Annotated in this window: 17 protein-coding genes and 1 pseudogene; 11 read left to right on the top strand and 7 right to left on the bottom strand. The window is 65.2% G+C overall.

Translation table 11 applies throughout. The annotated features are described in order from the left end of the window. Positions 1-7: 7 nt before the first annotated feature. The 3 genes from ACSQ3P_RS19270 to ACSQ3P_RS19260 form a co-directional block, all read right to left on the bottom strand. Positions 8-832, bottom strand: coding sequence for an ABC transporter ATP-binding protein (locus tag ACSQ3P_RS19270; protein WP_436167103.1), 825 nt, complete (start codon positions 830-832; stop codon positions 8-10). A gap of 92 nt (positions 833-924) precedes the next feature. Further along, a complete protein-coding gene (locus ACSQ3P_RS19265; RefSeq protein WP_436167102.1) occupies positions 925-1,923 on the bottom strand; it encodes an ABC transporter substrate-binding protein in 999 nt (332 codons plus the stop codon). Positions 1,924-2,077: 154 nt separating this feature from the next. Beyond that, positions 2,078-3,349, bottom strand: coding sequence for a class I SAM-dependent methyltransferase (locus ACSQ3P_RS19260; RefSeq protein WP_436167101.1), 1,272 nt, complete (start codon positions 3,347-3,349; stop codon positions 2,078-2,080). 429 nt (positions 3,350-3,778) lie between these two features. Between ACSQ3P_RS19260 and ACSQ3P_RS19255 the strand changes: the two genes are divergently transcribed. From ACSQ3P_RS19255 to ACSQ3P_RS19205, 11 genes are all read left to right on the top strand, one after another. Continuing rightward, entirely contained in the window at positions 3,779-4,474 is a 696-nt protein-coding gene (locus ACSQ3P_RS19255; RefSeq protein WP_436167100.1) for an MtnX-like HAD-IB family phosphatase, read from the top strand. Beyond that, positions 4,467-5,912, top strand: a complete 1,446-nt coding sequence (locus ACSQ3P_RS19250) for an aspartate aminotransferase family protein (protein WP_436167099.1) — start codon at positions 4,467-4,469, stop codon at positions 5,910-5,912. Before ACSQ3P_RS19255 ends, ACSQ3P_RS19250 begins: the two co-directional genes overlap by 8 nt. Before the next feature lie 17 nt (positions 5,913-5,929). Further along, positions 5,930-6,853 carry an arginase gene (locus tag ACSQ3P_RS19245; protein WP_436167098.1) on the top strand — a complete coding sequence of 308 codons (924 nt, stop codon included), beginning with the start codon at positions 5,930-5,932 and terminating at the stop codon, positions 6,851-6,853. After that, positions 6,850-7,209, top strand: coding sequence for an EamA family transporter (locus ACSQ3P_RS19240; protein ID WP_436167097.1), 360 nt, complete (start codon positions 6,850-6,852; stop codon positions 7,207-7,209). Before ACSQ3P_RS19245 ends, ACSQ3P_RS19240 begins: the two co-directional genes overlap by 4 nt. A 10-nt stretch (positions 7,210-7,219) precedes the next feature. Beyond that, complete coding sequence (locus tag ACSQ3P_RS19235; RefSeq protein ID WP_436167096.1) at positions 7,220-8,074, top strand: alpha/beta hydrolase; 855 nt, start codon at positions 7,220-7,222, stop codon at positions 8,072-8,074. Next, a complete protein-coding gene (locus ACSQ3P_RS19230) occupies positions 8,071-9,240 on the top strand; it encodes a GNAT family N-acetyltransferase (protein ID WP_436167095.1) in 1,170 nt (389 codons plus the stop codon). Before ACSQ3P_RS19235 ends, ACSQ3P_RS19230 begins: the two co-directional genes overlap by 4 nt. Next, positions 9,237-9,647: an EamA family transporter gene (locus ACSQ3P_RS19225; RefSeq protein WP_436167094.1), complete on the top strand. Its 411-nt coding sequence runs from the start codon at positions 9,237-9,239 to the stop codon at positions 9,645-9,647. The genes ACSQ3P_RS19230 and ACSQ3P_RS19225 overlap by 4 nt, the downstream gene beginning before the upstream one ends. After that, positions 9,640-10,065, top strand: coding sequence for a DUF2147 domain-containing protein (locus ACSQ3P_RS19220; protein ID WP_436167093.1), 426 nt, complete (start codon positions 9,640-9,642; stop codon positions 10,063-10,065). Before ACSQ3P_RS19225 ends, ACSQ3P_RS19220 begins: the two co-directional genes overlap by 8 nt. Positions 10,066-10,152: 87 nt before the next feature. After that, positions 10,153-11,925, top strand: coding sequence for an ATP-binding protein (locus ACSQ3P_RS19215; RefSeq protein WP_436167092.1), 1,773 nt, complete (start codon positions 10,153-10,155; stop codon positions 11,923-11,925). Beyond that, the gene (locus ACSQ3P_RS19210) at positions 11,922-13,301 is read left to right on the top strand and encodes a sigma-54-dependent transcriptional regulator (protein ID WP_436167091.1); all 1,380 of its coding nucleotides are present in this window, start codon (positions 11,922-11,924) and stop codon (positions 13,299-13,301) included. The genes ACSQ3P_RS19215 and ACSQ3P_RS19210 overlap by 4 nt, the downstream gene beginning before the upstream one ends. A gap of 202 nt (positions 13,302-13,503) precedes the next feature. Next, the gene (locus ACSQ3P_RS19205) at positions 13,504-14,328 is read left to right on the top strand and encodes a MipA/OmpV family protein (protein WP_436167090.1); all 825 of its coding nucleotides are present in this window, start codon (positions 13,504-13,506) and stop codon (positions 14,326-14,328) included. Positions 14,329-14,412: 84 nt separating this feature from the next. On the opposite strand, the gene ACSQ3P_RS19200 is transcribed toward ACSQ3P_RS19205, so the two are convergent. From ACSQ3P_RS19200 to ACSQ3P_RS19185, 4 genes and pseudogenes are all read right to left on the bottom strand, one after another. Then, on the bottom strand, positions 14,413-14,790 hold the full coding sequence (locus ACSQ3P_RS19200) for a hypothetical protein (RefSeq protein ID WP_436167089.1): 378 nt from the start codon (positions 14,788-14,790) through the stop codon (positions 14,413-14,415). Between the two features lie 174 nt (positions 14,791-14,964). Continuing rightward, positions 14,965-16,422 (bottom strand): efflux transporter outer membrane subunit, encoded by a 1,458-nt coding sequence (locus ACSQ3P_RS19195; RefSeq protein WP_436167191.1) that lies wholly within the window; start codon positions 16,420-16,422, stop codon positions 14,965-14,967. Positions 16,423-16,679: 257 nt separating this feature from the next. Beyond that, positions 16,680-19,817 (bottom strand): annotated as a pseudogene (locus tag ACSQ3P_RS19190) (efflux RND transporter permease subunit); the annotation flags it as partial. After that, complete coding sequence (locus ACSQ3P_RS19185) at positions 19,817-20,884, bottom strand: efflux RND transporter periplasmic adaptor subunit (RefSeq protein WP_436167088.1); 1,068 nt, start codon at positions 20,882-20,884, stop codon at positions 19,817-19,819. The pseudogene ACSQ3P_RS19190 and the gene ACSQ3P_RS19185, both read right to left, overlap by 1 nt. Positions 20,885-21,067: the final 183 nt, after the last annotated feature.

Genomic DNA, 21,067 nt, shown 5'->3' with positions numbered 1-21,067 from the left:
TATCTCCTCAGGCCGCACGGGCTTCGTCGCGGGCGGCGCCACGCGTGACCTCGTCGCGGAGGTCGTCCCAGATCGTCTTGGACAGGGCGATGAAATCCTCCTGGTAGCGGATCTCGCTGACGATGCGCGGGCGCGGCAGGTGAACGGGATAGACCGATTTCACCGTGGCCGGTCCCGAGGTCAGCACATAGACCTTGTCGGCGAGCGCGATCGCCTCCTCGAGATCATGCGTGACGAAGACGACCGAGGCCTTGGCCTCCGACCAGAGATCGAGCAGCACGTCGTGCATGACCACGCGCGTCTGTACGTCGAGCGCGGAGAAGGGTTCGTCCATCAGCAGGATCTGCGGCTCGTTGATGAAGGTCTGCGCCAGCGAGACACGCTTGCGCATGCCGCCGGAGAGCTGGTGCGGATATTTGGTTTCGTGGCCGGTGAGGTGAACGCGGGCCAGCCATTCGCGTGCCTTGGCATAGGCCTCCTCGCGCGGCTTGCCGCGGAACAGCGGGCCGGCGACGACATTGTCGATGACGCTGCGCCAGGGAAAGAGCGCATCGGTCTGGAAGGCGAAGCCGATGCGCGGGTCGATGCCGCTGACCGGCCCGCCGAACAGGCGGACCTCGCCGCTCGACGGGCTGGCCAGGCCCGTGACGAGGTTGAGCGTTGTCGACTTGCCGCAGCCGGTGGGGCCGACGACCGCGACGAACTCGCCGCGCGCCACGCTCATGTTGAAATCGCGGATCGCCGTCATCGACTTGCCGTCGGGGGTGATGAAGCGCCGGCTGACATTGATCAGCTCGATCGCCGGGCTCTCATTCGGGTCCGTCGCGGACATGCATCCTCCTTCGCCGGCTTCGCGGCGTTCTTCGGTTTCAAGACGGGAGAGTTGGGGGCGGCGCGGGACCGCCCCTGGAGCGCGAGCGGGCGCTACTTGGCGTTCTTCACGAACTCGGTCGTGTAGGTCTTGGACAGGTCGATCTGCTTGCCCTTGATGTTCTTGGAGAAGCCCGCGAGCACGGCAAGCACCGTCTCGGGCCCGCCCTGGGGCATCACGCCGTCCCTGGTGAACATCGCCTTCCCGTCAGCGAGCGCCTTGACGTAGGATTCCTTGTTGCCGGCGTAATAGTCCTTCGGCATCTTGTCGGCGATGTCGGCGGCGCTGTGCGTGTCGATGTATTTCAGCGTCTTGACGAAGGCATTGGCGAGCTTCTGGACGAGGGGCTTGTTCTTCTCGATCCAGGCCGTCTGCATGTAGAGCGAGGCCGCCGGATAGGTGCCGCCAAGCGCCTCCGTGGTCTTCTCGACGGTGCGCATATCGACCAGCACACGAGCCTCCCCCGTCGCCAGCAGGCGCGAGATCGTCGGCTCCGTGGTCATGCCGGCCTGGATCTTGTCCTGCTGCATGGCGGCGATGAAGGTCGTGCCCGCGCCGACGGGAAGCGTGGTGTAGTCGCCGGGCTTCACCCCGGATTTCAGCATCAGGTACTGGCTCAGGAAGTTGGTGGAGGAACCGAGCCCGGTGACGCCGAGATTCTTGCTCTTGAGATCGGCCATCGACTTCACGTCCGGGTATTTGCTCGAGATCAGCTCGACCTCGCCCGGCGCCTGGCTGAACTGGACGACCGACATCACGAACTTGCCCTTGGCCTGCAGGTCGACACAATGATCGTAGAAGCCGACGACGCCCTGGACGGCGCCGGCGAGCATCTCGTTTTCCGCATCGACGCCGGCGGCCTCGTTCAGCAATTCGACCTCGAGCCCTTCATCCTTGAAGTAGCCGAGGCTCTCGGCGAGCTTGGCGGGCAGATAGATCTGCTTCTCATAGCCGCCCACCATGATGGTGACCTTGTCGGCCGCGAGCACGGCGCTGGCCCCGGCGAGCAGGGCTGCGAAAGCAAGCGAGGTCGTGAGAATACGGGCGCGCATGGGCCAGGCTCCTGGGTTCGTTTTCCTCGCGCGCCTCAACTCCTCTCTGTCGTCGAGAGGATTGCCTGAAGCGCGACTGACCGACCGTTAACTCGCCAAGCTTTCACCAGACTTTCAATGTTCGGCGGTGGATCGGTTTTGCAACAGGGCAAAATCAGGCTGCGGGAGCCAGGTCAGGCGGCTTTCGCACCATATCCGCCGCAGCCTCGGCCGTCCGCAGGGCCGCCTTGCGTTCGTCGATATAGTCGCGCGTCAAGGGAACGGCCTCCTGATGGCGCACGATCTGGAGCTGGAAGACGACGACATCCTGATGCTCAAAAGCGGCCTGGCTCATCGCCAGATAGAACTCCCACATCAGGCAGAAGCGTTCGTCATAGAGCGCCAGCGCCTCCTCGCGGCGCGCCACGAAGCGCTCGCGCCAGGCCTGCAATGTCTTGGCGTAGTGCAGCCGCAGCACCTCGACATCGGTGACGATGAGCCCCGCCTTCTCGGCAGCGGGCAGGATTTCCGACAAGGCCGGCAGATAGCCGCCGGGAAAGACGTAGCGGTTCAGCCAGGGGTTGGGATGATTGGGCCCGTCCGAACAGCCGATCGTGTGGAGCAGCATCACGCCGTCTTCGCTCAGCAGGCGCCGGCAGGTCTCGAAGAAGGCCGGGTAGAAGCGCGGGCCGATATGCTCGAACATGCCGACCGAGACGATGCGCTCGAAGACGCCGACGACATCGCGATAATCCTGCAATGCGAAGCGCGCCCGCTCGCCGGCCCCGGAACGCTGCGCCCGCTCCTTGGCGACCGCGAGCTGCTCGCGCGACAGCGTCACGCCCAAGGCCTCGCGGGCGCCGGCGGTTTCAGTCAGATACAGGCACATGCCGCCCCAGCCGCAACCGATGTCGAGGACGCGGTGCTCAGGCTCGACCAGGAGCTTGGCCGCGATATGCCGCTTCTTCGCCAGTTGAGCGTCGTCGAGGCTCTGCTCCGGGTTCTCGAAATAGGCACAGGAATATTGCCAGTCGGCATCGAGGAAGAGCGCGTAAAGCCGGTCGTCGAGATCATAGTGGTGCGCGACGTTCTCGCGCGAGCGACCGCGTGTATTGCGCGTGGTGAGGTGGCGCAGCAGGAAGCGGCCATGATCAAGCACTCGCTCCAGGAGGCTGGAAGGCTGTCCGCGCGCCCCCGACAGGATCAGGGCGAGGAAACCATGGATCGAGCCCTGCTCGACCAGGAGCCGCCGATCCATGAAGAGCTCGCCGAGCTTCATCTCGGGATCGAGCAGGAAGGCCCATAACGCCATCCTGTCGGCAAAGCGGATCTGCACCGGCGCGCCAGAACCGTCGCCGCAGCTGAACCGGCGCCCGTCGGGCAGGACGACATGCAATGTGCCGTGGACAACAAGTTGCGACAGGACCGCTTGGAGAATTCGGAGCATCGGCGATCCCTTGGAGCTGTGGAGCAGCTCTCGCACAAGCTGGATTTGGCGCAGGCTGAATTGAGCGCATGAGCCGGCCCCTGGCGCAGGAAACGTGCCAGACTTGCCCGGCGAGCCTGCAGGGGTGATGAGCAGGAGGTTTTTGCCAGGTCAGCACCCGAGATTGCCGGCATATCCCGCGCTTTTAGGCCAGAATGGCGCATTCTCGGCTCGAAACCGCCGGGCAAGCCGTACTGCCACGCCTGCAGGTCAACGCTGCCCGATACGTCAAACCGGGCGAAAAGAAGCTCCATTTTTTGATGGAAACTCCAGAACAGGGAGATCAAAACATTCAGAAAGTCAGAAAATATCTAATTAAATCAACATATTGATTGCTGGCACACCCCTTGCGCTGACGCCGCCGTCAACAATTTGGATCGGGCGTCAGCAATGGAATGGCAGGCCATCGTCGATTTCGACGGTACGATCTCGTGTCAGGACACGACGGATCAGATCCTCGGGCGCTTCGCGGAGCCCGCCTGGCAGGAGATCGAACAGGACTGGATCGACGGCAAAATCGGGTCCCGCGAATGCATGAAGCGGCAGGTCGAGATGCTGCGGGTTTCGCCGGGCATGCTCGACAGCTTCATCGCGGATATCGAGATCGACTGGGATTTCCCCGCTTTCGTGCGGCTCTGCATGCGCCATGACATTCCCGTCACCGTCGTCTCCGACGGGCTCGACCGGACGATCCGGGCGGTGCTGAACCGCGCCGGGCTGGGCTTCCTGCCTATCGTCGCCAACCGTCTCGACTATGCCGGCGAAGGTCGCTGGCAGCTGACCTCGCCTTACGCCTCCACGACCGGCGGCTGCGACAGCGGCACCTGCAAATGCGCCGTCACCGACGGCCTGCACCGGCCGCTGACCCTGCTCGTCGGCGACGGCAAGTCCGACCACTGCGTCGCCGGCCAGGCCGATCTCGTTTTCGCGAAGAAGGGCTTGATCGCCCATTGCCGCGACCAGGGGCTTCCCCACCACCCGTTCACCGACTTCTCCCAGGCCGTCGGCCTGCTCGAGGAGCTGCTATGCGCCACCGCCGCGAGCGGCCAGGCGCGCGAATTGACGAAGGATACGATCCATGGCTGACGGCTACGCTTTGCTCGACACGCCCGCCCCTCAGGCGGCAACTCCGGCGCCCCTCTCGCATAGGGATGAGCAGGCCCGGCTGCTCGCGCTCGAGGCGCAGTACTGCTCCCATGGCGACACGGTTCACTACACGCAGTTCCCCAAGATCTTCTCGGGCTGCGAAGGCTCCTTCATGTTCGACGATGAGGGCAACCGCTTCCTCGACCTGCAGATGTGGTATTCGGCCGTCAATTTCGGCTACGCCAATCCCCGCCTGAACAACGCGCTGAAGCGCCAGATCGACACCCTGCCGCAGGTCGCCAGCCAGTATCTGCATCGCGAGAAGATCGAGCTCGCCGCGCTGATCGCCAGGGATGCGGAAGCCAAATTCGGCGAGAAGGGCCGCGTCCACTTCAATGTCGGCGGCGCCCAGGCTGTCGAGGATTCGCTCAAGCTCGTGCGCAATGCCTCGAACGGCAAGAGCCTGATGTTTGCCTTCGAGGGCGGCTATCACGGCCGCACGCTCGGCGCCTCGGCGATCACCTCGTCCTACCGCTATCGCCGCCGCTTCGGCCATTTCGGCGAGCGCGCGCATTTCATCCCGTTCCCCTACCATTTCCGGGGACCCAAGGGCATGAGCAAGGAGGAGTATGGCGAGCATTGCGTGCAGCAGTTCGCTCGTCTCTTCGAAAGCGAATACAACGGCGTCTGGGATCCCAAGACCGGCCAGGCCGAATACGCCGCCTTCTATGTCGAGCCGCTGCAGGGCACCGGCGGCTATGTCATCCCGCCGAAGAACTTCTTCATCGGGCTGAAGAAGGTGCTCGACGACCACGGCATCCTGATGGTCGTCGATGAGATTCAGATGGGCTTCTACCGGACCGGAAAATTGTGGTCGATCGAGCATTTCGGCGTGACGCCGGACGTGATCGTCTTCGGCAAGGCCGTCACCAACGGGCTGAACCCGCTCTCGGGCATCTGGGCCAAGGAAAAGCTGATCAACCCGACGATCTTCCCGCCGGGCTCGACGCATTCGACCTTCAACGCCAATCCGCTGGGCACCGCGGTCGCGCTCGAGGCCATGAAGATGATGGCCGAGGACGATTACGAGACCATGGTCATGGAGAAGGGGGCCTATTTCCTCCGGGGCCTGGAAGAGCTCAAGCGCCACCACAAGATCGTCGGCGACGTCGACGGGCTCGGCATGGCGCTGCGCATCGAGATCTGCGAGCCGCATGACAGCTACACCCCGTCGAAACGGCTGGTCGACCTGATGTGCGACGAGGGCATGAAGGCGGATCTGGAGACGGATGGGAAACGCTACGGCCTCGTTCTCGACATCGGCGGCTACCACAAGAACGTCATTACGCTGGCTCCCGCCCTCACCATGAGCCACGCCGAGATCGATCTGGCGATCAAGCTGCTCGACCAGCTGTTCACCCGCGTCGCAAACGCCTGATATCCCAGGAGGCGGCCTTGCGATTGCGCGTGATCGATCTCGACGGCAGCGTGGCGGCTCAGGAGCCGCTGCGCCGGCGCATCGATGCGGGAGCCGCCACCCGCATCGATGCCGCCGATCTTGCCTCCTCGCTGCGGATTCTCGCCAGCCGCGCCGCGATGGACAAATTCACCGGGCGCCTGCGCGACAGCGCCGCGCCCGGTGACGATGCTTCCGTGACCTTTTACGGCTCCGGCGATTTCCACCACCTGACGGCAGGCCTGCTTGCCGAGGTCAGGCGCGATCTCAGCGTGATCCATTTCGACAACCACCCCGACTGGGTGCGGTTTCCGCCGACCTTCAATTGCGGCGCCTGGGTCAACCGGGCGCTGGAGCTGCCTCATGTCAGGCGTGTGGTGACGCTGGGCCCTTGCAGCGGCGACCTCGTCCGCCCCGAATTGCAGTTCGCCAACCTGCCGGCTCTCTCACAGGGGCGCATCGAGCTTTATCCCTGGCGCCATGCACCCTCCCGCATCTGGGGCCGCTATCGCGACGGGCCGTCCCATCGCCAGGATCGTGGCCACCTGCATTGGCGCAATCTCGCCGATGAGCGCTGGGACGGCTTTCTCGACGAGCTGATCGACGGGCTGCCGACGCAGGCCATCTGGATCACCATCGACAAGGATGTGCTGGGCCGCAGCGACGCCGTGACCAACTGGGATCAAGGCGACATGCCGCTCGCCCGGCTGCTCCAGGCTGTCGAGCGGCTGGCCACGCAGTGCGAGGTGCTCGGGATCGATGTCTGCGGCGACTATTCGGCCGCGATCTTTTCCGATCCGCTGCGGGCGACGCTGGCCTATTTCGACCATCCGCCGCGCTTTACGCCATCGGCCGATGATCTGGCGATCAATGCGCAGGTCAACGCCGCCCTGCTGGGTTGTTTCGAGCGGGTGCTGTCATGACGCTATCCCTGATCCTCTGGTTCGCCATCTCCGTGATCTGCGACGTCGCCGGGCAGCTTTGCCTCAAGCGCGGCGCCGACAACCTGCCCGAGGTCCAGGGCCGCGAACTGGCCATGGCGCTGCTCTGCTCGGCCTGGGTCGCGGGCGGCGTCCTGATCTACATCGTCGAGATCTTCGTCTGGCTGCGCATCCTGGCGGAAGTCCCGCTCTCCATCGCCTTCCCGATCGCCAGCCTGAATTTCCTCGGCGTGACGCTCGCCAGCCATGTCTTCCTCAAGGAATCCGTCGGCCGCCTGCAATGGCTCGGCGCAATCCTGATCACCCTGGGCGTCGTCGTCGTCGCCCGCACAGCCTGACGGAACGACCGTGCCGCTCGCCGATCACAGCCTCCGCTTCGCCGGCAACCGCACCGGTTTCCTGCTCATCCATGGCCTGGGCGGAACGCCGGTGGAACTGCGCCTCGTCGCCCGGGCCCTGCACCGGATCGGCGGCCATACCGTGCATTGTCCGCAGCTCGCCGGCCATTGCGGCAGCGAGGCCGATCTGCTCGCGACGAACTGGCAGGACTGGATCGCCAGCGTCGAGACCGAGCTCGACCGCATGAAGACGCAATGCGACACGATCATCATCGGCGGCCTGTCGATGGGTGCGGTGATGGCGATGTACATCGCCGCCAAGCGCCAGCAGGATATCGACGGCCTGGCGCTCTATGCGCCGACGCTCTGGTATGATGGCTGGTCGATCCCCTGGTACAGCTTCCTGCTCAAACTGCTGATCGACACGCCGATGGGTCGCCGCTTCCGCTTCGTCGAGCGTGAACCCTACGGCATCAAGGATCCGCGCATTCGCGCCATGATCGTGCATGCGATGGGGCGCGGCGACAGCGCCGTCGCCGGCCTGCTCGGCACGCCCTCGGGCGCGGTCAAGCAGATGTGGGGGCTGATCAAGGAAACCCGCCGCAGCATGAGCACGATCAAGCAACCGGCTCTCATCGTGCATGCGCGCGAGGATGACGTCGCAAGCCTGGCCAACGCAGTCCATATCCAGCGCCATCTCGGCGGGCTCGTCGATACGGTGGTGCTCGACGATTGCTACCATCTCGTCACGATCGACCGGCAGAACGACGTCGTCATCGAGCGAAGCCTGGGCCTCGCGCAGCGTCTCACGGCGACCTTCGCCGCCAGGGACAACGCAGGCCCCTGCGCTGTCGCCGCCGAATGACCGCGCTGCGCGCACATATCGCCGGTCGCGTCGCCGAGATCGACGCCACCGCCTGGGACGCCTGCTTCCCGGGCGAGGCGGAAAACCATGCCTATTACAGCGCCTGCGAAACCGCCGCCCTAGTGAGCGGCGCGGAACTCGTCACCTCCGCGGCCTCTGTCGAACGTGATGGCGAGACGATCGCCGTCGCGCCGTTCTTCCTGATCGACTACCGGCTGGACACGCCATTGCAGGGGCCTCTGCGCGCGCTCGGCGATTACCTGTTCCGGCATGCACGGAGGCTCGTTTCGCTACGCGTCCTGTGCATCGGCTCGCCCTATGCGGAGCGCTGCCATGTCGGCTTGTCCCCGCAATTGGATGAACAGGCGCGGCAACAGGCCCGGCTTGCCTTGCGGGAGGCGATCGACGCCCATGGCCGCGATGAGGGCGTCCACATCATCGCCTGGAAGGATCTCGCGCCGGACGATGCCGAGGCCTTCCAGGACATCCTCGGGGATGACGGCTTCATCCGCCTCGGCAGCCTGCCGGTCGCGGTGCTCGATCTGCCTGCCAGCGAGGCCGATTATCTCGCCACGCTCTCGGCCGCGACGCGCAAGGATATTCGCCGCAAGCTCGCCAAGGCCGGGAATGTCAGGATCGAGATGCGCCACTCGATCGCCGACGTCGAAGCCGAGATCGTCGCGCTCTACGAATCGACACGGGCGCAAAGCGGTCTCGACTATGGCGATCTCGAAAAGCTGCCGCCGGGCTACTTTTCCGGGATCACGGCAGCGCTAGGCGAACGGGCGCTGTTCGTCCTCTACTGGGTCGGGACGACGCTCGTGGCCTTCAACCTGCTGCTGATCGAGCGCGAGCGCGTCATCGATAAGTTTCTCGGCATGCGCTACCCGCTGGCGCGCGAGCACAACCTCTACGCCCTGAGCTGGATGACCAATGTCCGATACTGCCTCGCCCATGGCATCAGCCGGCTGCAGAGCGGGCAGACCGCCTATGCCTCGAAACTGCGCTTCGGCAGCCGGCTCGTGCCGTCGGTGATCTTCTTCCGGCACCGGCAAGGCGTGCTCAACTGGGCCCTGCGCTCGATCAGCCCCTATATCGCCTTCGACAGGCTCGACCCTGATCTGAAGGCCCATCGCCTCCAACAGCACGCGCAGGTGTCACCATGAGCGCGACTGAAATGCCGTCGACCGGTGTGCCCTGGCGCATGATCGTGATCTGGACCCTGTTCATCGCGCTCGACACCGGCACGCAGCTCGCCTTCAAATGGGGGGCGGACGGGCTCGCCGATCTCGATTTCGGGCTGGCGATGATCTCTCGGGCCCTGACCCTGCCAGGCGTCTGGCTGGCGACGCTCGGCTATGGCGGCACCTTCGTCGTCTGGATGATCATCCTGCGAACCACGCCACTGAGCCGGGCCTTCCCGATGACCGGTCTTGCCTATGTCACCGTGCCGCTGCTCGCCTGGGCGGTGCTCGGCGAGCGCATCAACCTCGTGCAGGCCGGCGGAATCGCCACGATCATCGCGGGCGTTCTTCTGCTGGGATCGGGAGAAACGGATGAGGACCATGCGTAGAGCTCTCTCCCTCGCCTTGGGCATCGTCGCCACCCTGCTCTTCGCGCAGATCGTCATGGCGGACTCGCTGACCGACATCATCGGCCGCTGGCGCGATTCCGATGGTGAATCCGAGATCGAGATCGCCCGCTGCGGCGCAGCCCTGTGCGGCACGATCGTCTGGCTCAAGCAGCCGCGCATCGATTCCGCCAACCCCACGCCTGCGAACCGGGGGCGCTCGCTTCTGGGCCTGCGCGTGCTCAGCGGCTTCAAGCCCGACCCCGCTGCTGCCACATTCAGCGGAGACGGCTATAACCCCGAGGACGGCCGCAGCTACAAGACCACGCTGGAGCTGAAATCGAAGACCACGCTCTCGATCAAAGGCTGCGTGATGGGCGGGTTCATCTGCGACGACGACATCTGGACGAGGCGTCCATGAGGTCGCGCGCCCTGCCGCTTTTCCAGCGCGCGGCCAGCGCCGCCAGTGCGGCTAGCGCGGGATGATCGTCTCATGATACCGGGCCGCATGACGACACTGAGACTGCGGCTGGTGATCGGCTTTCTGCTGGTCAGCGTGCCGGCGATGCTGGCTTCGGCCTATGTCGCCGCACGGCTGATCTCGAACGCGTTCGAAAGCAATGTCGAGCAATGGCTGGGTGAAACGTCGCGCTACTTCAAACTGCAGGTGCGCGAGGCGACGCTTGAGGCGCAGCGCGTCGCAAGCGTGATCGCGACGCGTCTCGAAACCGTGACCGAAGATGAGTTGCGGCATCCCACGATCATCGAAAACGACCTCGCCGTCCTGAACTCGGTTGGCTACGATCTGATCGCGATCTACACCGACGAGCATGAGATGCTCTACGCCTCGCGCAGCATCGTGGGCGCGGATGCGTTGCCGAGGCGGACCGTGCAGGGCATCTTCAAGATCGAGACCGACGGCAAGCACTACATCATGGCCGGCGCCGTCCAGACGGTGAAGCTGCTCGGCAAGACGGCGCATGTGATTGTCGGCACCTGGCTCGACGACCAGTATCTTGGCGGCATCAAGGTCGTGACCTCGCTCGATGTCAGGCTCTTCGCCGATACGGGCGCGGGCTTCGAGCCGATCCTGTTGACCCATCCTGCCGGCGCAGCCCGACCGGTTCCCCAGGCGATCCGTGACAAGCTCGAATCCGGCGCCAGGACGATCTTCGACAACGAGGCCGATGAAGGCGCCTATCGCGCGATCTATACCGGCTTTCGCGGCATTGACGGCAAGCTCGTCGCCGTCGCCTTCATCGGACTGACGAGCCGAGCCGGCTTCTTCGAGCAGATCGGCCGCTGGCGGCTTTTCGTCGGCATCTTCCTGTTCGGCTCCGCGCTCGCCATCATCGTCGGCGTCGCGATGTCGGGCATCCTGGTCAAGCCGCTGCGAGCGCTGACGCGCGGCGTCAGATCGATCACCGCGGGCGACTACAAGCAGCGCGTGCCGGCCCAGGGGGGCCGCGAGATCGCCGAACTGGCGACCGGGTTCAACATCATGGCCGAGCAGCTCGGCAAGGTTCAGGCCCTGGAGGCCGAATTGCGTCGGCGCGACCGCTTCTCGGCGCTGGGACAGGCGGCGATGGTGATCGCCCATGAGGTGCGCAATCCGCTCGGCATCATCAAGACCTCGACCGAGGTCGTGCGCAACCGCGCCAAGCTCGGCCCCTCCGAGGATCGCATGCTCGGCTACATCATCGACGAGGTCCGCCGCATCGAGACGCTGGTGCGCGATTTCCTCGATTTCGCCCAGCCTAAGGAACCGAGCAAATCGGTGTTCCTGCTGCGCTCCGTGATCGACCGGGTCGCATCCTTCGCCGCGCCGGAGCTGGCCAAGCGCAATATCGCCCTCGATATCCAGGATGAGAGCAATGGCGCGCTGATCTCGGGCGATCCCGATCAGCTCCACCAAGCCTGTCTCAACCTCGTGCTCAACGCCATGGATGCGATGTCCTCGGGCGGCACGATCACCGCAAGCCTCACCGTCGACGACATGCAGGCATCGCTGACGATTTCCGACAGCGGGCCAGGCATTCCCCCCGCCATCATCGGCCAGATCTTCAACCCGTTCTTCACCACCAAGGCCAAGGGCACGGGCCTGGGCCTCGCCAAGGTGCAGTCCGTCGCCGCCGCCCATGGCGGCACGGCGCATTGCACGAGTAGGGAAGGACAAGGCGCCTCTTTCACCATCGCCTTGCCTGTCGCCCCGCCCAATGCCCTGCCGGGCAGCCCGCCCAAGACCGATGCGGGGAAGACCGATGCGAGGCTGCCCTCATGACGCATACGATCCTGGTCGTCGATGACGAGACCCGCCTCGCCGACGTGCTGACCGCCGCGCTGGAGGATTTCGGCTATCGCGCCATCGCGGCCGAAAGCGCTACGGAGGCGCTCGCGATCCTCGACCGGGAGCGGATCGACCTCGTTCTCACGGATCTGCGCCTGCCGGGCATGGACGGCCGGACCCTGATGCGCGAGGTGCGCCGGCGCTGGCCCGACATCCCGGTGGTGATGATCACGGCTTTCGCCGCCGTCCGCGACGCTGTCGAGCTCGTCAAAGAGGGCGCTTTCGACTACATCGCAAAGCCCTTCGAGATCGACGACGTCGCGGCGACGATCGGCCGGGCGCTGCGCCTGAGCGAGGTCGTGCGCGACAATGAACGCCTGCGCACCGAGCTAGAGGGCCGCTACAGCTTCGAGAACCTGATCGGCAACAGCCCGCCCTTTCGCAGGGTGATCGAGCAGGTCACCGAGGTCTGCGAGACGCGCGCCACAGTGATGCTCAATGGCGAGAGCGGGACCGGCAAGGAGGTCGTGGCGCGTGCCATCCACTTCAACAGCCCCAGGCGCAAACGCCCTTTCGTCGCGGTCAATTGCGCGGCGATCCCCGAGGCTTTGCTGGAAAGCGAGCTGTTCGGCCACGTCAAGGGCGCCTTCACCGGCGCGCTCGCCAACCGGGTCGGGCGTTTCGCCGCCGCCGATGGCGGCACGCTGTTTCTCGACGAGATCGGCGATATGCCGATCGCGATCCAGGCCAAGCTGCTGCGCGTCATCCAGGAGCGCAGCTTCGAGCCCGTCGGCGGCAATCAGAGCCAGACCGTCGATGTCCGCATCATCGCAGCGACCCATAAGGATCTGCGCCAGGCGGTGGCGGGAAACCAGTTTCGCGAGGATCTCTATTATCGCCTCAACGTCTTCCCGATCCAGCTGCCGGCCCTGCGCGAGCGGCGCGAGGACATCGCGATCCTGGCCGCGCATTTCCTGCGCCTGCTCGCCGAAAGCGTCGGCAAGCGCGTCATCGGCTTCACGCCCGGCGCGCTCTCGGCAATGAGCGGCTATGCCTGGCCCGGCAACATCCGGGAGTTGCAGAACTGCGTCGAGCGGGCCGTCATCGTTGCGAAATCGCCGACGATCGATGCGCCCGATCTGCCGCGCGACCTGTTCGACGCACCCGCGCGCCAGCGCGAGCCCGACGATCCGCCCACTGATCTCGACGCCGAGCTCGAGCACATCGAACGGCGCTTCATCATCGAGGCCTTGCGCCGCACCGACGGCAAGCAGGTCCTGGCGGCGCAACTGCTGGGAATTGCCGAGCGCAGCCTCTGGCATCGCATCAAGAAGCTCGACATCAAGGTCAATCGCCGCGTCGCCGAATGAGGCCCATGCAGGGGAAGGCGTTGGCCTGAGGGCGCCGATGTGTCATGCCCCAGAGCAGGATGCGAAAAAGTGGGAACCGGTTTTTCGCGTCGATCCTGCTCTAATTCTTAGGTGAGAGACGGATTCAGATTTCAGATGGGACCACTGTGTGATCCCATCTGAAATCATCCGGCTCTAGCGAAGTGTTTCGGGAGTTTTCCGCTTGGCTCGTTTACCATTGCCGATGGCCCTGCTGGCTGGCCTCTGCGCCACGATGAGCAGCGCGCAAGCGGCCGATCCCGTGGCCCCGGTCCTCAATCCCGAGCCCGCCTCCGGCTGGATCGTCTCGCTCGGCGGCTCCGGCCAGATCGGCCCGAAATATGACGGCGCAAGCAAGGCCGGCTTGTCCGGCATGCCCTCGATCAGCTGGCGCCGCGCCGGCGAGGCCGCCAGTTTCAGCAGCCCCGATGACGGGCTCGACTATGCGCTTTATGAGACCAAGACCTTCAGCTTCGGCCCTGTGGCCAGCTTTCGCTCCGGCCGCTACAGCGGCACCGACGTCAAGCTGAACGGCCTGAGGGACGTGCCCTGGACGATCGAGGCCGGCGCCTTCGCCGAGTTCTGGCCGATCCAGGACCGCCTGCGCACGCGCATCGAGATCCGCCAGGGCTTCCACGGCCATCACGGCGTCGTCGCCGATCTCTCGGCGGATTGGGTCGAGAAATTCGGCGCCTTCACGCTTTCGGGCGGGCCGCGGCTTTCGCTCGGCGACAAGGCCTTCATGCGCAAGAATTTCGGTGTCAGCGCAGGAGAGGCCGCAGCGAATGGCTGGCTGACGGCGTACCGCCCCCAAGGTGGCCTCAAATCGGCTGGCGTCGGCGCGGCGCTCGACTATGACTGGTCCCCGGCCTGGAGGACGACCACCTTCGTCAAATATGAGCGGCTTCTCGATTCCGCCGACACCTCGCCGATCGTGCGCGTGCTGGGGCAGCGCGACCAGGTGACCTTCGGCCTGGGCGCGACCTATTCGTTCAAGGTCGGCGGCTGACAGAGCATTTCGCGAAAAACTGGGTACCGGCTTTTCGCTTAAGCAATGCTCTAAAACTCTAGGAATCGATCACGTTGCAGCCGCTCAGCCCTGAGGGATGAAATCGGCGTCGCTGATCGTGAAGCTGCCGTGATCGCCGTCGCGCGGATTGATCGTGAACTCCAGCGCGCCACGGCATTCGCCACGATCCTGGCCCGTGTGGGCACCGCTGCAATACCGCTCGAGATGGCTGATCGTCCGCGAGGGCATGCCAATGTCATCGAAGCGAACACTGCCCGTGGCGTCGCTCGCCACGCCGCCCTTGGACGTCGAGAACCGCACGATCGTGACATTCTCGACCCGGATGAACTCTCCGGCGGCCCTGTGGTCCCTGATCTTCGCGAGAGTAACGATGCGGGCCCCGTCCTGAGCGCTTGCCGCGCCGGCCAAGGCCATCATGCCCGCAACAACCCACACCCGCATAACCGCCTCCGCGTTCGAGCGGCGGGGGATGCCGCAGCAAGGCCTGAGTCGTCAAGCGTCATGCCCGTCAACACAGGCGCGACATGACCGAAGCTGGGGAAATGGCGTCCCGGAAGGGAAGACGGTGGATCGGATCGGCTTGACGGGGTGTCCTGAGAACCGGCGGCAGACCAATCAATACCCGCTTCGCGCATGCGGCCCGGTGTTGACGGCGACGACTGTCGGCGAGGAGACATCGACCGGCTTGGTCCAGCTGCCGCCGAGCGCCTTGTTGAGGGCGATGAAGTCCGTGGAGACGGCGACCCGGCTCTGCAGCAGCGTGTCCTCGGCGCTGTAGAGCGAGCGCTCGGCGTCGAGCACGTCGAGGAAGCTCGACGAGCCGGACTGGTAGAGCGTGCGGGAGAGCCGCGACGCGTCGCGATAGGAGGCTGCGGCGGAGGACAGCTTGCCCGCGCGCAGGCGCTCCTGCGCCAGCGAGACCAGCGCGTTCTCGACATCCTGCATCGCGGTCAGCACCGAGAGCTTGAAGGCGGAATCATACTGATCGCGCTGGGCCTGGGCGACCTCGACGGCGGCTCGAAGCTCGCCGCCATTGAAGATCGGCACGCTCAGCGTCGGTCCGAAGGACCAGCCGATCGAGGAGTTCTTGGCCAGGTCGCCGGTCTTCAGGGCTGAGGTCGCGATGCTGCCGGTGAGGCTGACCGACGGATAGAGCGCCGCTTCCGCCTGGCCGATCTTGGCCGTGTACTGGGCGAGCTGGCGCTCGGCCTTGCGGACGTCGGGGCGGTTGCGCAGGACGTCGGCTGGCAGGCCCGCGGGCGGCGTGCTGCGCGCGGCCGGGATCGGGCCGCCACGCGCCAGCCGGCCGGCGAGCGCGGTGGGCGCCTGCCCTGTCAGGATGCCGAGCTGATGCAGGCTCTGGGCATAGGCGGCCTCCAGGCTCGGAATCGCCGCCTCGGTCGAGCTCGCCTGCGCGGCGGCCTTGGCGACGTCGACGGCCGAGGCCGAGCCGGCCTGGAACTTGGTCCGCGTCAAACCTTCGGTCTCGCGCTGGGAGGCCGCGGTGCGCCTGGCCAGCGCGATGCGGGCCTGGTAGCCGCGCGCCTCGACATAGTTCGAGGTCACGTCGCCGACCAGCGTCAGCAGGGTCGCGCGCAGATCCTCGTCGGCGGCGTCAGTGCCATAGGTCGCCGCCTCGACGCCGCGATAATTCGCGCCGAACAGGTCGAGCTCCCAGCTCGCATCGAAGCCGGCCTGGTACAGGCTGGAGGTGGCGTTGCCGCCCGTGCTGGAGGTGGCAGCGCTGGTCCGCGACCGCGTGGCCGAGCCGGTGCCGTCGAGCGACGGAAACAGCGCGCCGATGGCCTGGCGCCTGGTCGCCCGCGCCTCGCGGATACGCGCCTTCGCCGAGGCGACGTCGAGATTGCCGGCGACAGCTTCCTCGACGATGCCATTCAGCGTCTTGTCGCCGAGACGCTTCCACCATTGCGACAGCTGCTTCAGCTGCAGCGACTTGGCCGTCTTCGGTGCGTTGCCCCACTGGCCCGGCAGCGACAGGGAGGGCGCCTGATAATCCGGCCCGACGGCGCAGGCTGCCAGCACCGGCAGCATGAGGCAGAGCCAGGCGATCATTGCGCGGCGATGCGAGCGTGCGGCGGCTGGAGTGGCCAAGGGCAAGGGGAGGTCTCGCGGAGGAATCAAGGACGCGGCTGTCAGGGTAGCCGCAGGCGCCGGCAGGCAGCCCCCAATGTCGCCGCGATGAGCCCCTTGCCATCGAGGCAGGGGCCGCCATCTGCATGGCTCGTCATCGACGCCTGTCATACCTTCGCCTCATCGTCGCAGTGTTGTTCACGCATACGCTCTGCCGAGATGGGGTCGCCCTTGGCCACGCCCTTGCCTTGCAGGCTGCGTTCAAAGGCGTCTCCCTCTCGCCTGCTGGAGGCCTGTGCCCGCTGGTCCGTGGTCTCGCGGCGTGGCCCGGTTCCAAGCACGAGCCGCTTGAGCGCCTGGAGCAGGTCATCGACGAATGTGAAGATGACCGGAATGACGAGAAGGCTGAGGAAGGTCGAGGTGATCACGCCGCCAATGACCACGATGGCCATTGGCTGGCGGAAGCTGGAATCGCCGCCCGTCAGGCTGAAAGCGACCGGCAGCATCCCCGCCCCCATGGCGATGGTGGTCATGACGATGGGGCGCGCGCGCTTGTGGCAGGCATCGATAAGGGCCTCGAACCTGGCCATGCCCTGCCTGCGCGACATGATGGCGTATTCGATCAGGAGGATCGAATTCTTCGTCACCACGCCCATGAGCATGAGCAGCCCGATGACGACCGACATCGAGAAGCTGGTTCCGGTCAGCACCAGCGGCAGCAGCGCGCCTCCGAGCGAAAGCGGAAGAGCCATCAGCAGGGTGAGCGGCTGCAGGAAGTCATGGAAGAGCAGGACGAGGACCGCATAGATGCAGAACACGCCGATCGCCATGGCCAGGCTGAAGCTCTGGAACAGCTCAGAGCTGCGCTGAAGTTCGCCCTGCTCGACGAGGGTTACCCCCGCCGGCAACTGCCGGAGCGCCGGCAACGCCTGCGCCTCGCCGTTGACATCCCCCAGAATGCGGCCGTTGAGCTCGACGGACAGGGTGACGTTGCGCATGCGGTCGATGCGGTCGATCTGGGACGGGCTACCGCCGATCCGGATCTCGGCGATCGATCCGAGATCGACATTGCCATTCGTCCCCGCCACTCTGACATTCCTGATGTCGTCGAGCTTCGTGCGTGTCTCCGAGGAGAAACGCACGACGATAGGGATCTGCCGCTGCGGCAGGTTGAGCTTCGGCAGAGCGGAGGAATACGCGCCATTCGTCGCCACGCGCACGGCCTCGGCGATGGCGCTGGACGTCACCCCGAGCGCGGCAGCCCGCGCGAAATCGGGGGTGATCTGAATCTCCGGAGCCTGTCTCGCCGCGCTCGACGTCACCGCGCCGATCCCGCGCAGCGTACGCAATTGCTCCTCGAGCGCTGTGCCGGTTCCATCCAGGGAGACGGCGTCGTCGCTGGCGAGAGTGATGTCGAGCTTCGTTCCGTTGGCTCCGCCGCCAACCGCAATCCGCACGCCTGCGAGCGTGGAGAGAGCCAGGCGGATCTCGTTTTCGATGTCCGACTGCTTGCGGTTGCGCTCGTTGATGGCGCTCAAGCTGACGACGAGCGTGGCGGTCCCGACGTCCTTGGTGGTGCTGACATCCGGGCCGCCGCCCGCTGAGGCTGAACCGACCGAGGCGAAGACATGCGTCACGTCGCGAAGCTTGGTGACAATGTCGACGGCCTTCCGGGTCGTTGCATCCATCTGTTCGATGGTGGCGCCCGGCTGCAGGGTCAGCGTGACCTGGGTCCGCGCGTCGTCGGCAGCAGGCAGAAAGCCTGATTTCAGGAAAGGAATGGTGGACAGCGAGAGCGCAATGACGACTGCGGTTATGAGAACAGTCGTCTTCCTGTGGTTCAGGGCAGCCTTTGCGGTTGCCATGTAGAGACGCATGATGCGCCCATCTTTCTGCTCGATCGGATGGGCTTTCATGAAATACGCCGCCATCATCGGCGTCAGCAGGCGCGCGACGACGAGCGAGACGAGGACGGCGACAGCCGCAGTGACGCCGAACTGACGAAAGAGAAGCCCCGGTATGCCGCTCATGAACGCCGTCGGGAGAAAGACCGCGACCAGTGTGAAGGTGGTGGCGATGACGGCCAGTCCAATCTCGTCAGCGGCTTCGAGCGCGGCATCCATCGGCCGCTTACCCATCTGAAGATGGCGGGCGATGTTCTCGATCTCGACGATGGCGTCGTCGACGAGGATGCCGACGACGAGCGACAGCGCCAGCAGCGTGACGATGTTGAGGCTGAAGCCGGCCAGGTACATGACGAGGAAAGTCGGTATGACCGACAGCGGCAAGGCCACGGCCGACAGGATCGTGGCGCGCCAGTCCCGCAGGAAGAGCCAGACGACGATGACCGCGAGGATCGCTCCCTCGAACAGCATATGCATCGAGCTGTTATAGTTATCGAGGATCGGTCCGACCGTGCTGTAGGCCTCATTGATCTGCACATTGGGATGCGCAGCCGCGAAGCGCTCCATTGCCGTCCTGACATCGGCAGCGACGCTGGTGTCCGAGAAGCCGTTCGAGCGCTTGATCTCGACCCCGATCACCGGCTGGCCATCGAGATAGGCCAGCGAAGATCGATCCGCGAAACTGTCCTTGACGGTGGCCACGTCGTCGAGGCGAATCTGCTGGCCGTTGGCCAAGGGAATTCGGAGCCCCTTCAGGGCCTCGATCGAGACCGCGGCGCCAAGCGTGCGCAGGGTCTGGCGGGTGCCGCCGATCTCGCCAAGCCCCCCCGAGGTGTCCGCCTGGACGGACTTCAACTGAGACGTAACCGTCGCTGCCGTGACCCCGAGCGACGCCATCGTCGCGGGATCGAGGTCGATATGGACCTCGCGGTCGATCCCGCCCACGCGGCCGACCTGCCCCACCCCCTGCACCGACAGGAGTGCCTTGGCCATGTCGTTGTCGACGAACCAAGACAGCTCGGTCTCGTTGAGCCGGGCCGAGCGCAGCGCATAAGTGACCAGCGCGGAGCTTTGGACGGTGACCTTGGTGACGCTCGGCGTCTCCATCTGCGCCGGCAGATCGGCCTTTGCGCTGTCCACGGCGTTGCGGACCTCGTTCAAGGCGTCGCTGCTGTCTTTCTCCAGCTTGAAGGAGACCTTGATCGAGACGGATCCGGTCTTGATCGTCGTCGTGATGTGGTCGAGGCGGCTCAACGAGGCGAGCTTGTCCTCGATGATGCGGGCAACCTCCGTCTCCAGCTGCGCCGGCGCCGCGCCATCGAGCGTGGCGGCGATGCTGATGGTTGGCAGGTCCATATCCGGGAAATTCTGGACGGCGAGATGCTTGAACGCCAGAAGGCCGACAAAGGTGAGCATCACGAACAGCAATATCGCCGGTACGGGGCTGCGGATCGACCATGCGGAGAAATTCATCATTCGGCTCCGACAATCTTGACGAGCGCGTTGTCGGACAGGAATGGGCCCCCCGATGTCACGACCCGTGACGACGGGTCCAGGCTGGAGATGATCTCGACTTCACCATTGCTGCGGCGCCCCGTTTCCACTCGGACCCTGCGCGCGCGCCTGTCCTGATCGGCCGTGAAGACGTAATTGATCCCGTCACGGAAGATGATCGCGGTCTCGGGAACCGTGAGGGCCGAGGTGGTTTGAAGCTCGATGCTGCCCGTGACGTAAAGGCCGACGCGCGGACGCAGATTGGCGGGAAGCGCGACATAGACGATCGTTCGGCCGGTATTGGTGCTGACCGAAGGTCCCACGAGCCTGACCCGACCTTGAATGGGGCGGTCATCCGCCCGATTGATCGTGACGCTCAATCCTTCCGAAATGCGCGGGAGGTAGTGCGCCGAAACCTCCGCCTGCCACTCGACCCGCTGCTGGCGAACCAGACGGAACAGTTCAGTGCCGGTGGAGATGACCGCGCCGAGCTCTGCCGAACGCGAGGTCACGAGGCCGTCATCGGCGGCCGTGATGATCGTCTGCTCGAGCTTGATCTTTTCGCTGTCGAGCGCCGCCTCCTCGGATTCGACGCTCGCTGCCGCCGTCTGCTCGTCGGCCATGTATTCGGCGATCTTCTCATCGGACAGGGCGCCCGAAGAGCGCAGCTTCCGGGCCCGGTCGGCATTTGCCTTGGCCTTTGCCAGGGTCGCCTGAGCCGTCTTGACGGCCGCCTCCTGCTTTCGCAGGCTCACCAGCACGCTATCCTGGGAAAGTCGGGCGAGGACCTGCCCTTTTTTCACGACGGATCCGACCTCGACCAGCACGTCGATGATGCGAAGGCCGCTCGTCTCGGAGGCGATGATCGCCTCCTGCCATGGCTTCAGCCAGCCACTCGCCGGAACGGTCTCCGGCCAATCGCGATGCGCCGGCATCGCGAGGGAGACGGTGAGAGCAGGCGCCTCGGGCTGGCCTGCCGCGGCAATGCGCAAGGACAGGAGAAGCGCCGCCCCGACGAGGGCGGCGACGAGCAGGTCGGCCGACATTCTCAACTCTTCGTTCCTCGCGGTTCCGGTCACCGGCGCGCTCGCCTCGACCCACGCCGGCGCGACGGAGGTTTCGCTCGGCCGATCATGCGAGGGCTGGGGCCCTGCGGCCGATGCTGTCGTTTCTGCGAGTAGCCGAATGAATGTTAAACGCGGTCAAGTCCGTGTTAATTTAGGTAAAAC

The sequence above is a fragment of the Allobosea sp. LjRoot9 genome (genome assembly GCF_964252745.1).
In the GTDB taxonomy this organism is placed as follows: Bacteria; Pseudomonadota; Alphaproteobacteria; order Rhizobiales; family Beijerinckiaceae; genus Allobosea.
The sequence above is the reverse complement of the archived record's forward strand: the minus strand, read 5'-3'. Positions and strand labels throughout refer to the sequence as shown.

What these genes read in the sequence shown, in the direction of transcription:
- ACSQ3P_RS19270 (WP_436167103.1), bottom strand. Translation starts at nt 832, where the DNA reads ATGTCCGCGACGGACCCGAATGAGAGCCCGGCGATCGAGCTGATCAAT.
- ACSQ3P_RS19265 (WP_436167102.1), bottom strand. Translation starts at nt 1,923, where the DNA reads ATGCGCGCCCGTATTCTCACGACCTCGCTTGCTTTCGCAGCCCTGCTC.
- ACSQ3P_RS19260 (WP_436167101.1), bottom strand. Translation starts at nt 3,349, where the DNA reads ATGCTCCGAATTCTCCAAGCGGTCCTGTCGCAACTTGTTGTCCACGGC.
- ACSQ3P_RS19255 (WP_436167100.1), top strand. Translation starts at nt 3,779, where the DNA reads ATGGAATGGCAGGCCATCGTCGATTTCGACGGTACGATCTCGTGTCAG.
- ACSQ3P_RS19250 (WP_436167099.1), top strand. Translation starts at nt 4,467, where the DNA reads ATGGCTGACGGCTACGCTTTGCTCGACACGCCCGCCCCTCAGGCGGCA.
- ACSQ3P_RS19240 (WP_436167097.1), top strand. Translation starts at nt 6,850, where the DNA reads ATGACGCTATCCCTGATCCTCTGGTTCGCCATCTCCGTGATCTGCGAC.
- ACSQ3P_RS19230 (WP_436167095.1), top strand. Translation starts at nt 8,071, where the DNA reads ATGACCGCGCTGCGCGCACATATCGCCGGTCGCGTCGCCGAGATCGAC.
- ACSQ3P_RS19225 (WP_436167094.1), top strand. Translation starts at nt 9,237, where the DNA reads ATGAGCGCGACTGAAATGCCGTCGACCGGTGTGCCCTGGCGCATGATC.
- ACSQ3P_RS19220 (WP_436167093.1), top strand. Translation starts at nt 9,640, where the DNA reads ATGCGTAGAGCTCTCTCCCTCGCCTTGGGCATCGTCGCCACCCTGCTC.
- ACSQ3P_RS19215 (WP_436167092.1), top strand. Translation starts at nt 10,153, where the DNA reads ATGACGACACTGAGACTGCGGCTGGTGATCGGCTTTCTGCTGGTCAGC.
- ACSQ3P_RS19210 (WP_436167091.1), top strand. Translation starts at nt 11,922, where the DNA reads ATGACGCATACGATCCTGGTCGTCGATGACGAGACCCGCCTCGCCGAC.
- ACSQ3P_RS19200 (WP_436167089.1), bottom strand. Translation starts at nt 14,790, where the DNA reads ATGCGGGTGTGGGTTGTTGCGGGCATGATGGCCTTGGCCGGCGCGGCA.
- ACSQ3P_RS19195 (WP_436167191.1), bottom strand. Translation starts at nt 16,422, where the DNA reads ATGATCGCCTGGCTCTGCCTCATGCTGCCGGTGCTGGCAGCCTGCGCC.
- ACSQ3P_RS19185 (WP_436167088.1), bottom strand. Translation starts at nt 20,884, where the DNA reads ATGTCGGCCGACCTGCTCGTCGCCGCCCTCGTCGGGGCGGCGCTTCTC.